General features: G+C 67.9%; 11 protein-coding genes. 1 reads left to right on the forward strand and 10 read right to left on the reverse strand.

What is annotated here, in order from left to right; genetic code table 11:
- Window positions 1-18 precede the first annotated feature (18 nt).
- The 6 genes from BP26_RS0105135 to BP26_RS0105170 form a co-directional block, all read right to left on the reverse strand.
- Window positions 19-336, reverse strand: a complete 318-nt coding sequence (locus BP26_RS0105135) for a hypothetical protein (RefSeq protein WP_029919505.1) — start codon at window positions 334-336, stop codon at window positions 19-21.
- Window positions 333-749: a phage holin family protein gene (locus tag BP26_RS0105140; RefSeq protein ID WP_029919506.1), complete on the reverse strand. Its 417-nt coding sequence runs from the start codon at window positions 747-749 to the stop codon at window positions 333-335. Before BP26_RS0105140 ends, BP26_RS0105135 begins: the two co-directional genes overlap by 4 nt.
- Window positions 750-761: 12 nt before the next feature.
- Window positions 762-1,133 carry an ElaB/YgaM/YqjD family protein gene (locus BP26_RS0105145; protein ID WP_051748350.1) on the reverse strand — a complete coding sequence of 124 codons (372 nt, stop codon included), beginning with the start codon at window positions 1,131-1,133 and terminating at the stop codon, window positions 762-764.
- A gap of 160 nt (window positions 1,134-1,293) precedes the next feature.
- Window positions 1,294-3,936, reverse strand: coding sequence for a hypothetical protein (locus tag BP26_RS0105150; RefSeq protein ID WP_157572371.1), 2,643 nt, complete (start codon window positions 3,934-3,936; stop codon window positions 1,294-1,296).
- Between the two features lie 484 nt (window positions 3,937-4,420).
- Entirely contained in the window at window positions 4,421-6,778 is a 2,358-nt protein-coding gene (locus BP26_RS0105160) for a PAS domain S-box protein (protein ID WP_084182817.1), read from the reverse strand.
- 229 nt (window positions 6,779-7,007) lie between these two features.
- Window positions 7,008-7,337 carry a hypothetical protein gene (locus BP26_RS0105170; protein ID WP_029919510.1) on the reverse strand — a complete coding sequence of 110 codons (330 nt, stop codon included), beginning with the start codon at window positions 7,335-7,337 and terminating at the stop codon, window positions 7,008-7,010.
- A gap of 284 nt (window positions 7,338-7,621) precedes the next feature.
- On the opposite strand from BP26_RS0105170, the gene BP26_RS0105175 reads away from it, so the two are divergent.
- Entirely contained in the window at window positions 7,622-8,335 is a 714-nt protein-coding gene (locus tag BP26_RS0105175; RefSeq protein WP_029919511.1) for a Crp/Fnr family transcriptional regulator, read from the forward strand.
- An 85-nt stretch (window positions 8,336-8,420) separates the two neighbouring features.
- On the opposite strand, the gene BP26_RS0105180 is transcribed toward BP26_RS0105175, so the two are convergent.
- The 4 genes from BP26_RS0105180 to BP26_RS0105195 all read right to left on the reverse strand — a co-directional run bounded on the left by BP26_RS0105180 (window position 8,421) and on the right by BP26_RS0105195 (window position 12,246).
- Entirely contained in the window at window positions 8,421-9,296 is an 876-nt protein-coding gene (locus BP26_RS0105180) for an oxidoreductase (RefSeq protein WP_029919512.1), read from the reverse strand.
- A gap of 126 nt (window positions 9,297-9,422) precedes the next feature.
- A complete protein-coding gene (locus BP26_RS0105185; RefSeq protein WP_029919513.1) occupies window positions 9,423-10,301 on the reverse strand; it encodes an NAD(P)-dependent oxidoreductase in 879 nt (292 codons plus the stop codon).
- An 89-nt stretch (window positions 10,302-10,390) separates the two neighbouring features.
- Complete coding sequence (locus BP26_RS0105190) at window positions 10,391-11,815, reverse strand: MFS transporter (protein WP_036516154.1); 1,425 nt, start codon at window positions 11,813-11,815, stop codon at window positions 10,391-10,393.
- Window positions 11,812-12,246 carry a MarR family winged helix-turn-helix transcriptional regulator gene (locus BP26_RS0105195; RefSeq protein ID WP_029919515.1) on the reverse strand — a complete coding sequence of 145 codons (435 nt, stop codon included), beginning with the start codon at window positions 12,244-12,246 and terminating at the stop codon, window positions 11,812-11,814. The genes BP26_RS0105190 and BP26_RS0105195 overlap by 4 nt, the downstream gene beginning before the upstream one ends.
- Window positions 12,247-12,255 lie beyond the last annotated feature (9 nt).

Raw genomic sequence — 12,255 nt, forward strand, 5'->3', positions numbered from 1 at the left:
AACGCACTCGGGACAGGCTTATTCCACCCTGCGCGGGGCGCGGTTGGTTCCGAACATTCTTGCTATCCGGAACGCGACGCCGAAGGCGTGGACAATGCTCATCAGTCTGGGACCGAAAGCGCGCGCGGCAAGAGTGGCGAGACCGGTGAGGATGGCGGGTTCGCTCATCAGCAGGCGCATGGTCTGGCTGCGCGGGAAGCCGCCGGCTTGCATGGGGGCGAGCCTGGCGGAGGCGGGCAGGTCGGGGGAGAGCAGGTATTCCATGCGTTGCCGCTGCTCGGCCAGGCGGCGTTGCAGGGCGGCTCTTGCGTCCACGGCTTCGGCGGGCTGGTTCATAGGTGGCGTTTGAGCAGGTCGATGGTTTTCTGGATTTGTTCGCGGGACGCTTCGAACTGGCGATCCCCTTCATCGGACAGGCGCTGCAGGCGCTTCCAGGCAAACCAGGTGGCGGCGGCGAAGAGCAGCAGCATCGCCGCCGCCACGTAGAGCCGATACGGCGTATCCCATGCGGCGGCGATGGCGAGTGCGCTGGCGTGCAGCAGGGTCAACCCGACCAGGATCGCGCCGAGCAGGTTGATCAGCACGAGTTGCCTGAGCCGTGCTTTCTCTTCCTGCCAGTCGAGACGCACCAGTTCGGCGGCCAGCAGGCTGTGGTCCAGCAGCAGGCCGCCCGTCGCGCGGGCGATGCGCATGGCATCGAGCAACTCGATGGCCAGTGCGCCGGGCGACCTTTCGGGCGAGCCAGTCACGGCTGGCGCCGTTTACTGCGGGCGGCGTGCGACCGCTACGCCGAGCAGGAAGCCGACCGCGGCACCCACGCCGACGGCTTTCCAGGGCTCTTCGGACACATACTGATGGGTGGCGGCCACGGCCTTGCGGGCGCGGGCCGTGACGTTTTCGGTGGTTTCGCCGAAGGCTTCCTTGGCGGAGTCGATGCGCTGCTTGATCTTGTCCTTGGCCTTGCTCAACTCTTCGCCGGAAAGCGAGGCGCTGGATTTGATGAGGTCTTCGATGTCGGTGACGAAGTTGTTGAATTCCTGCGTCAGTGCGGACGAGGACTCGCCGACGGATTGCGCCGCCTTGCTGACTTCACGGCTGTGCCTTGAGGCACCATTTCCGGTATGTGCTTCCATGCTTGATCTCCTCGATGCTTGCGGGTGGGTGCAGCTGCAAGCGTCGGCCCATACGTTCGCAATCCATGCGCGTATTCGGCGACGCCTATAGTTCAGGCATCACCCGGTTCGCATAGTTCAAGAAATCCGGCGCAGCGGAAAAGCCGCGAGCCGCTCGGATTCAGCTGGCGTGGGCGCTGTCGGCCGTGGTGGCCGGATCGGCGGCCGGCGCCGCTTGCGGAGCCGGCGCGGCTTCGCTGGTGTGCGGCGGCGGGCTGGCCGGCGCACTGACCGGCACCGGCGCCGGCGTTGCCGCTGGCGCCGGTGCGGAGGCCGGAGCGGCCTCGGGATGCGCGGCGTCCTGTTTGCTCACGGCGTGATCGTCGGGCGCGGGCGGCAGGATCTTGGTTTCGAGCGCGGCGATGTTGATGGTGTTGGGGTTGTCGCGCAGCTTGAGATAGAGATGGCCGTCGGCCGGGCGCGGCACCGGCAGGCTGTAGCCGGTGAAGCCGTCGGGGACTTCCACCGGGTGCTGGAACTGCGGATCGGAGGAAACCGAGTCGAGCAGGAACAGGTCGGCGCCGGCGAGCTTGCAGCCCAGCTCGGGTGAGGCGGGGCACTTCAGTTCCTTCAGCGCCGGCAGGCGCACCAGGTTGGCCAGGGGTTGCCAGTCGCCGGGGACGCCGTTGGCCACCACGCGGAATTGCAGCGGGCCGAAGGCGGAGGGGCCGAAGGCCTTGACCGGATCGAGCGTGGCCACCGCCACCTTGGCGTCGGCCAGGCGGATGCCGCCGTTGGCGAGGCCGAGGGTGGCGGAGAAGGACTCGTCGGCGGTGGCGACTTCGATGCTCTGGTCGCGGCCGAAGCTGGCCGGGATCTGCGTGCGCACCGAGAAGGTGAGGCGCGCGTCCTGCGGCAGCTCGTCCTGGTTGGCGAGCTGGATGTTGCTGTCGCCGCTGGAGCGCGAGGGCTGGATGTTCTTGGTGATGAGGGCAACGCGCGGGCGCGGCGCATCGATCGAGGCGTCGAGGCGAAAGCTGCGGCCGTCCTTGACGCGCACCTTGGCGGTGATGCTGGAGTCGGGCTTGAGCGCGGCGGCGGCCTGCGGGTCCTGCGCCTGCATCACCAGCTCGTCGTTGCCCTTCTTGCTGGTGAGATTGCCGGGGACGAAGGCGACGTTGCCGATGTTGAGGCCGGTGACTTCGTCGAGGCGGCTGCCCTTGAGGATGCCCTGCGTATCGCCGGCGTGGATGGCGAAGCCGTCGAGGTGGCCGGCGTCGGCGAAGCCCTGGATCGGGATCGGCAGCGGCGTGGCGAGACCGTACTGCGTGACCATCAGGGTCATGGCGCCGGGCTGGGCGTCCTGCAGCGGCAGCTTCACTTCGACTTCATTGGGGCTGATGCGCTTCCAGTCGGCTTTCAATTCCTTGCCGGCCGGATCCTTGAGCATGATGCCATCGACGCAGCTGACGCTGTCGGCGCGCAGGTGTACGGTGTCCTGGCGGCCGACGATCAGCGCCTGCTGGTCGCCATCGGCCAAGGCCCAGGACGTTGCGTGGGCGTTGCGCAACTGGAAGCCGGGGCCCTGGTAGGGCTCGAAACCCCAGTAGCCTTGCAGCGAGGCGTGCACACTCTCGCCCAGGCTGGCGCCGCGCAGGCCGGAGGTGTCGACGACGTAGCCGCCCTGTAATGCGTCGGCCTTGGCCGGCAGGGCGATGGTCTTGCCGTCGGTGCCGCTGAGGGTGAGGGTGATGTCGTGGGCGTAGCCGGTGGAGAACACCAGTGGCGCGCCTTCGACCGGCAGCACCATGGAGGTGCGGCTGGAGCAATAGACCTCCTTGGGATCGACCGCGTGCAGCGGCGGCAACTGCGGCTGCTCGACGGCCGGCAACGCGACCACCAGCACCGACTTCGGATCGTTGAAGGAAGGCGGGGCGTTCAGCGTCAGGGCCAGCTTGTCGCCGCGCTGCGCCGCCAGGGCGGGGATGTACTGGTACTGCGCGGTTCGGAAGGAGTCGAGGATGCGCGCGATGTCGACGACCGAGGCGATGTAGGGGCTGTAGTAGCCGTAGCCGAGTTGCGGCGTGGTGCTGGCTTCCATCAGCAGATCGGTGCCGGGGCCGGAAGTGAGCGCCTCGACGATGGAAGTGCTGTGGCCGTCATTCAGGATCAGCGATTCCTGGCCCTGCATCAGGCAGGGCGCCTGCAACTCGGGGACGCGGTCGAGACATTTCTCGTCGACCTTGATCGCCAGGCTGCGCGCCAGCACCGGGGCGAGATCCTTCAGTTCGGAGGGGGTGTTCTGGTCGACCACGCGGATGGTGCTGAGGTAGCGCTCCAGGCGCGAGCGGTCGAGCGCGGCCTGGTTGAGGTCCTGGGTGGCGCGGACGAAGGCGCCGGGGCGGCCGCGCACGGCGCTGACCAGGGTGCGGAAATCGCCGCTGGTTTCGGGGGCGAGGAACAGCAGCACCTGCTGCGCGTCGGCCGGCACGGTGACGCTGAGGCCCTCGCTGCCGCACTTGGCCTTCCAGGTCTTGCAGGGATAGAACCAGCTTTCCGGCGGCGGGTTGGTGGCGCCGCTGAGGAAGGCGGCAACCAGCAGGTAGTGGGCGGACTGGGTCGGCGGCAGATCCGCCTTGATCCACAGCTTGTCGCCGGCGGCGAGGTTGGGCACCTGGGAGGCCGGCAGATCCTTGCCGCCACGGCTGACCTTGACCTCGAGCGTGGGGCCGCTGAGGTCGAACGGCGCCGGGGTACCGACGGCCCGGGCCGTTCCTGTCAGGAGGATCAATGCCAGCAGCAGGAAACGGTGGCGCAGGACCATGGGTGACTTCAGGGCTTCAAATGAACGGGGCGACCCGGGTTAGATCGGCGCCAGGCGGCGAAGTTCGCGGCAGCCGGGAGAGAAACCGGATCGGGCGCGGAAAATACCATAACAGGGTTGCACCGTGGTGGATGCGCGGGTGCTTTATGCAATTGAATCAATTAATTGCCAGTGCATGCGCGCATTACACCGGGCTTACGGGCAAAAGTGAGGCGCGGGACGATGACGGGAGTCGGGCTGGAATCCCGATAGAGGGGGTACGTGAAGTCCTCCGCATCGCGCAGCCGGTATCCGGCTGCCCAGGAGTCTGGAATGCAACATGGCTGGAGTTCGCTGGTGGACAGGCTGGCGGCGGACGGCAGCGGCATGCTGCTGGCGCTCGGTGGCGCGATGATGCTGATGGGGGCGGTGTTGATGTATTCGTAATGCTTTGTACTGGCGTCACGGCATCTGGCCCGGATCAATGTCCGGGGCGACGGTTCGCTCAATGCACGATCTGCTGCGGCGGCGCGGTCAGAAGTTGTTCGAGGGAGTCGAAGTCGATGGGTTTGACCAGGTGGTGGTCGAACCCGGCTTCCGCTGTGCGGGCGCGGTCGGAGCTTTGGCCCCAGCCGGTGAGGGCGATGAGGCGCAGGGACTTGCCCCAGGGTTGCAGGCGCAGGGCGTCGGCGACATCGTAGCCGCTCATGCCGGGCATGCCGATATCGAGCAGTACGACTTCCGGGCGCAGGGCTTCGGCCTGGGCCAGACCGTCGGGGCCGTTGTAGGCGACGTGGACTTCGTGGCCGAGCGATTCGAGCAGCATGGCCATGGCTTCGACGGCGTCGCGGTTGTCGTCGACCAGCAGTACGCGGCGCGGAACCGCGCGCGTCGCGGGATCGGGGTCGAGGCCCGCTTTGGCCGGGTGCGATGGCGGTGTCTCCAGGTGCTGCACGACCGGGACGGCGAGGGGCAGGCGCACGGTGAATTCACTGCCGAGGCCGGGACCGGCGCTGTGGGCCTGGACGGTGCCGCTGTGCATCTGGAGCAGGCGGCGGACCAGCGACAGGCCGACGCCCAGGCCACCGGACGCGGCCTGTCCGGATCCGCGCACCTGGGTGAACATCTCGAAAATGTCTTCCAGTTTGTCCTGCGGGATGCCGTTGCCGGTGTCGCTGACGCGCGCCACGGCCATTCCTTCCTGCCGTTCGAGCGAGAGGCGGATGGTCCCGCCGGGCGGGGTGAATTTGGCGGCGTTGTTGAGCAGGTTGGCGAAGACCTGGGCCAGGCGCACGCGGTCGCCGTGGACCTGCAGGGCATCGGGCGCGAGCGATATTTCGAGGCGATGGCCGCGGGGCTCGATCATGGGACGGCTGATTTCGATGGCGTCGTTGACGGCGTCGCTGAGGCACAGCGTTTCCTGCTTCAGTTCGATGATGCCGCGGGAGATCCTGGAGATTTCCAGCAGGTCGTCGATCAGGCGCACCATGTGGTCGACCTGCCGGCCCATGATTTCGATGACCTGCGCCGGCGGCGCGGCGCTGAGGCCGGACTGGCGCAGGTATTCGAGGCTGGTGCGCAGCGGCGCCAGCGGGTTGCGCAGTTCGTGGGCGAGGGTGGCGAGGAATTCGTCCTTGCGGCGGTCGGCGTCGGCCAGGGCTTTTTCGGCGCGCTTGCGCTCGGAGATGTCGCGCGCGATCTTGGAGGCACCGATGATCTTGCCCTGTGCGTTGATGATCGGCGATACGGTCAACGAGATGTCGAGCAGGGCGCCGCTCTTGTGGCGGCGGACGGTTTCGAAGTGTTCGATGGACTCGCCGCGGACGATGCGGGACAGCACATGGGGTTCTTCCTTGATGCGCTCCGGCGGAATCAGCATGGTGATGGACCGGCCCACGGCTTCCAGGGCGGTGTAGCCGAACAGGCGCTGTGCGCCGCGGTTCCAGCTGGTGATGATGCCCTTGAGGTCCTTGCTGATGATGGCGTCGTCGGAGGACTGGACGATGGCGGCGAGCATGTTGCGCGCGTGGTCGGCATCCTTGCGCTCGCTGATATCGCGGGCGATCTTGGAGGCGCCGACGATCTGGCCCTGGGTGTTGGTCATGGGCGAGACGGTGAGCGAGATGTTGATCATGGAGCCGTCCTTGCGGCGGCGGATGGTCTCGTAGTGGTCGATGGTTTCGCCGCGGCGGATCCGTGCCAGCACTTCGGGCTCTTCGTCGATGCGGTCTTCGGGGATGAGCATGGTGACCGGGCGGCCGACGGCTTCCTCGGCGGTGTAGCCGAACAGGCGCTCGGCGCCGTTGTTCCAGCTGGTGATGATGCCGTCGAGGCTTTTGCTGATGATGGCGTCGTCGGAGGAACGGATGATGGCGGTGAGGCGGCCGCGCAGTTCGTCGGCCTCCTTGTAGTCGGTGATGTCCAGCAGCAGGTTGAAGGCGCCGGCGAAAACGCCGGTGGCGGTGAAGACAGGCTGCGGGTGGGACATGACGCGGCGGCGGCTGCCGTCGGGGCGTTCGATGACGATTTCCATTTCCATGGCGCGGACCGCGCGCTGGTCGCGCAGGGCGAGGGCCATGGGGCACTGCTCGAGGGGCAGGCGGCTGCCGTCGGGCCGGAGGATGTGCAGGGAGCCGCACCAGAGGTCGTGGCCGATGCGCGGCTCGCGTCCCCACAGCGCCGCGGCGGCGGCGTTGAAGAAGATCACCCGTCCGGCGGGGTCGCAGGCATAGACGGGAGCGGGCAACTGCTCGAACAGCCGGCGCCAGGTCTGCTGGTCGTTCCAGGGGGCGGAGCCGCCGGGCAGGGCTTCCGCCGATGCGTCTTCGTCTTCCTTGTTGCCGACCGTATCCATTCCGTTCATCGCTTGCCTCCGCGACGGCCCTGTTGCGCCAGGCGCCTTGGCGCATCCTTCCGGTGGCGGCGTGATGCGGTGCCGCCCGGATGTTGACGGGGTCGTCAGATCCAGTCCCGATGATACCCGCGGGGTATGGTGAAACCTAATCGGCTAGCCGCGGCGCGCTTTGTGAAAACGGCGAAACCGGCTTCAGACGGCCACTGCGGCGGGATTGTCCAGGGCCTGCCGTGCGGCGCTAGCGGCGGTTGATGGTGTATCCGTGGCTCCCGGACCTGACGAAGTAGACGTTTCCGACGGTTCTGGTTGATACGGCGAAGCGCAGGCGGTTGGCGGCGGCTTTCAGCAGGATCAGCAAGGCCATGACGGCCATGACCATCAGGATGATGATCGACAGCTGCGTCCCGTAGCCGGAAAACGGGTGGTTCGCGGCCGCGTCGCGATTGCTGTAGGCGCTGCTCTGGATGGGGGCATAGCCCGGGAGCGGCGCCGCGATGAGGCTGGACGACAGGATCATCGGTGCCGCGTCGGCGGAGAGGGAATCCTGGGCTTCATGGTGTCGGATCATGCTTGCGCGCCCTCCGTTGCGATGAAGCCTGTTTGGGGCCCGCCGTGAGTGCGGCCGGTCGAGGCTGAAGATAGGGCTTGGCGGCAGCGGTGTCGGTTCGGTGCCGTACCAACGACGGCGGGATTCCGGACAGGGGCCGACGGCACGCTTGTGTGCGCCGGGCGAAACGTACGGCAACGCACGGAGCGCGCGCGGCATTGGGTCTATCAATGGGATTGGCGGGATTGTGTCTACCGTCATTCTTGCGCTACCGGCACTCCCATCCGTCCGAGGAGTGCCCGACGTTGTCAGCCCAACCGCAAAAAAACCGTCTTCTGTCCTGTCTGCCGGATGCGGACCACGCGCGCCTGTCGCCGCACCTGGAAGTGGTGCCGATGAAGCTGGGCCAGGTGGTGTACGAAGCCGGCGAGGCCCTGCCATACGCTTACTTTCCCATCGACTGCATCGTCTCGCTGCTCTATGTGATGCAGGATGGCGATTCGGCCGAGACCGCCATGGTGGGCAACGAAGGGATCGTCGGCATCTCCCTGTTCATGGGTGGCGAGGCGACGACGGGGCGGGCGGTGGTGCAGAGCGATGGGCAGGCCTTCCGCTTGAAGGCGTCTTTCCTGATGCGGGAATTCAGCCGCGGCGGTGCCTTGCAGGGTTTGTTGCTGCGCTACACGCAGGCGCTGCTGGTGCAGACGACGCAGACGGCGGCCTGCAACAAGCATCATTCGATCCCGCAGCAGTTGTGCCGCTGGCTGCTGCTGGGGCTGGACCGGCTGGCGGACAACAAGCTGATGATGACGCAGGGCTTGATCGCCAACATGCTGGGTGTGCGCCGTGAAGGCGTGACGGATGCGGCGGGGACGCTGCAGGCGGCGGGGCTGATCAGTTACAAGGACGGCACCATGACGGTGCTCGACCGGCCGAAGCTGGAGCGGGAAGCCTGCGAATGCTATGCGGTGGTGAAGCGGGAATTCGACCGGCTGTTGCCGGATGCGGCGGCGGCCTGAGGCCTGGTGAATCCGCCAGCGTCTTGTCCGGCGACGGGCAGGACGCCGGGGCCCAATTCCGGCTTCGATCCGGACGTGTGCGGATTCAGCGCGTGGGCAGGCCGGGGATGGCCGTCACCTTGGTGGCGTAGTCGCCGTCGGTAGCCACGCCGAGCTGCCGCCATTGTTCGAACTCGGCACGCATCTCATCCAGCTTGGCCTCGAACGCGCCGACGGCGATGGAGCCGGCGACGAAGCGCAGCGGTGGGGCGGCTTCACGCGACAGGCGCACCATGCCATCCGCCAGCTTCACCGGGTCGCCGGGCTGCTGGCCGTTGCGCTGTTCGAACGCGGCCTTGAGCTGGGTGCGGCGCTCGTCGTAGTCGGCCACGGGCCTGTCGCCGATGCGCAGCGACCCGGGGGTGAGGAAGTCGGTGCGGAAGGGGCCGGGCTCGACGATGGTGACGAAGATGCCGAAGGGCTTGAGTTCCTGCGCCAGGGATTCGGAATGGCCTTCGAGGGCGAACTTGCTGGCGCAGTAGACCGAGCCGAATTCCGTGCCGCGCAGGCCGGCAATGGAGGAGAGGTTGAAGATGCGGCCGCCGCGGGCGGCGCGCATGTGCGGCAGTGCGGCCCAGGTGACGCTGAAGACGCCGTACACGTTGGTATCGAACTGCTCCTTGACGTCGGCGAGGGTGTTTTCCTCGAAGAAGCCGAGGCGGCCGTAGCCGGCGTTGTTGACCAGCACGTCGATGGCGCCGAAGCGGGCGATGGCGGCGTCGACGGCGGTTTGCGCCTGCCTGGAGTCGGTGACGTCGAGTTCCACCGCGAGCAGGTTTTCGCTGTCCGGGCCGAGGCTTTGGGTGACGCTGGCGCGTTTGCGGCCGGCGGCGACGACGCGGTCGCCGGCGCGCAGGGCGGCCTTGGCGATTTCAGTGCCGAGGCCGCGGCTGGCGCCGGTGATGAACCAGGTTTTCTGCATGGTCATGCTCCTTGCGATGGCGATTCTCCATCAGACCACGCAGGACGCTTTTCGCGTTAGGCCGAAGCTCGCAACCTTTTGCACAATCCTGCCGATGTCAGGAGGTTTGTGCGTGCGGGTGCGGCTTTACAGTCCGGCGTTGCGGGCGATGGTGCGGCCGATGCCGGACCAGTCGATGTCCTCGCCTTCCTTGGCCAGTGTTTCCAGCAGGTGGTCGCGCAGCAGGCTGAGCAGGGGCATGGGCACACGCTGCGCTTCGGCGGCCTGGCCGACCAGGCGCATGTCCTTGAGGCCGAGCGGGGCGGCGAAGCCGGCGGGGCGGAAGCGCTGTTCGACCAGGATGGCGCCGTAGGTGCGGTAGACCGGGGCGTCGAACAGCGTACCGATTATTACTTCAAATAGTTTGGCCTTGGGCACGCCGCCTTTCTCGGCCAGGGTCATGGCCTCGGCCATGGTTTCGACGGCGGAGAGGATCATGAAGTTGCCGCAGAGCTTGACCAGGTTGGCGGCGGAGGGCTTGTCGCCGACCTGGAAGACGCGCTGGCCGACGGCTTCGAACAGGGGTGTGGCGGTGGTGATGTCCTGCGCCGCGCCGGCCGCGACGATGAACAGCTTGGCCGCCGCCGCGGCCTCGGGGCGGCCGAATACCGGGGCGGAGAGGTAGCGCTGCCGGTGCTCCGCATGCAGGGCGCTGAGGCGGTCGGCGGTGGCGACGGCGATGGTGCTCATGGAGACGTGCAGGGCGCCCGCGGGCAGGCCGGCGAGCAGGCCGTCCTCGCCGCGCAGCACGGCTTCGAGCGCGGAGTCGTCGGCGAGCATGGTGAGGACGACGTCCTTGCCGGCGGCGGCGTCCCTGGGGCTTCTGGCAAGGGTGGCGCCGGCTTCGAGCAGGGGCCTGGCCTTGTCGGCCGAGCGGTTCCAGACGGCGACTTCGTGTTTTGCCTTGGCCAGGTTGGCGGCGATGGCCGCGCCCATGTGGCCGAGTCCGATGAATCCGATGCGCATCCTTGCTCTCCTTGCAGGCGGGGGTGTCGGTAATCGCCGGCCAGTATCGCCGGTGTTGGCGGCAGCGGGTAGGTGCGGGGCTGCGGCCGTCAGTTGGCGGCGGGGAGCTTGAGCGCGGCGCGGGGGACGGTGCGGTCGAAGATGGTCATCAGCACGAGCAGGGCGCTGAGCACGCTCATGGCGAGGGCGAGGTGGTGCAGGCCCTGGTCGTCGGGGCGGGTGCCGTAGGCGAAGCCGAGCAGGCTGGAGGCGGCGATGGCGCCGATGTAGAGCGCCGTGCGCTGGAGGCCGGCGGCGGCGCCCATTTCGGCGGCGGGCGCCTGCACGTACATGGCGGCCTGGTTGGAGGTGTTGTAGAGGCCCTGTGGGATGCCGAAGAGCAGGCCGGCGCCGAGGAAGGCCACGGTGGCGCTGCCGCTGTGCAGGAAAAGCAGGGAGAGGCAGCCGGCGAGCATGGCGACGGCGCCGACGATCATCGGCATGCGGATGCCCTTGGTGCGGCCGCCGATGATGGAGCAGGCGGCGGCGACGATGGACAGGGGCAGGGTCATCAGGCCGGCCTTGGCGCTGCTGAAGCCGGGGCCGTTTTCGAGCCACTGGGCGAAGCCGTAGAGCATGCAGTAGGCGAGGATGGAGTAGGTGCCGAGGCGCAGGTACGTCAGCCTGAGCGGGCGGTTGCGGGCCAGCATGCGCACGTCGATGAAGGGGCCCGGGCGGCGCAGCGAGTGCAGCACCAGGGCCGTGCCGAGGATGAGGAAGCAGGGCGGCAGCAGCCAGCGCGGGTGCTGCAGGTTCATCAGGAACAGCATCAGGGCGAGAATGGTGATGCCGAACAGGGCGGCGCCGACGAAGTCGAATTCGGCCAGCAGGCGGCCGGCAGGGGCGGTGCGCGGCTCGTCCTTCGGCGTCCACAGCAGGACCAGGGCGATGCCGATCAGGGCCATGGGGATGTTGACGCCGAAGATGGATTGCCAGCCGAACCATGCGGTGAGGGCGCCGCCGAGCGAGGGGCCGATGACCAGGGTGGTGATGGCGCTGAAGGTGAGGATGCTGAGGGCGCGGCGCGGCGGCGGGCCGCCGAGCCTGGCGGCGCGGGCGCGCAGGATGGCCATGGCGGTGGGATAGGCGGCGGAGGTGCCGACGCCGAGGGCGACGCGCGAGGCGATCAGTACCGGCAGGGACGGCGCCCAGACGCCGACGATGCCGGCCACGGCGACCATCAGCAGGCCGAAAAGGTAGACGCGGCGCGGGCCGAAGACGTCGGCCATGCGGCCCATGGTCGGCTGGGCGATGGCGCTGGCCAGATACAGCCCGGCGATGAGCCAGCCGGTCTGCGCGACGGTGGCGTGGAAGTCGGCCCGGATCGGCGAGAGGGCCGTGGCGATCATGGTGGAGTTGATCGGGTTGAGGATCGAGCCGAAGCAGAGCGGCGCCAGAAAGCGGAAGCCTAGGCTGATTTCGCGGGGTGCTGTTTGCGTGATGCCTGCGTCGGTGCTTGCCGGCGCGGCGCTCACGGGCGGACCAGGCGGCGCATCGGCCCGATGGCGGCGAGCAGGGCCTGCCGTTCTTCCGGGGAGAGTTCGGCCATGGCTTTCATCAGCCAGGCGCGCTTGTCGGCGCTGGCCTTTTCGCGGATGCGGTGGCCGGCCTCGGTGAGACTGAAGACGAACTGGCGGCCGTCGGTGGGATGCGGGCGCCGCTCGACCACACCCTGTTCCTGGAGGTAGGCGAGGGTGGCGCCCATGGACTGCGGCTTGATGGCTTCGGCGCGGGCGAGGTCCGCGGTGGTGGCGGGGCCGCCCCGGTCCAGTCGCGCCATCACGGCGACCTGGGTCCAGGTCAGCTCATGGGAAGCGGATTCGAGGCGCAGCTTGCGCACGATCTGGCCCATGGCGAGCAGAAGATCGGTTGCGGCTTCTTCCAGTTCCTTTTGGGCTTTGGTCATGGGAGGGCA

Origin of the sequence: Nevskia soli DSM 19509 (assembly GCF_000711955.1) — a bacterium.
In the GTDB taxonomy this organism is placed as follows: Bacteria; Pseudomonadota; Gammaproteobacteria; order Nevskiales; family Nevskiaceae; genus Nevskia; species Nevskia soli.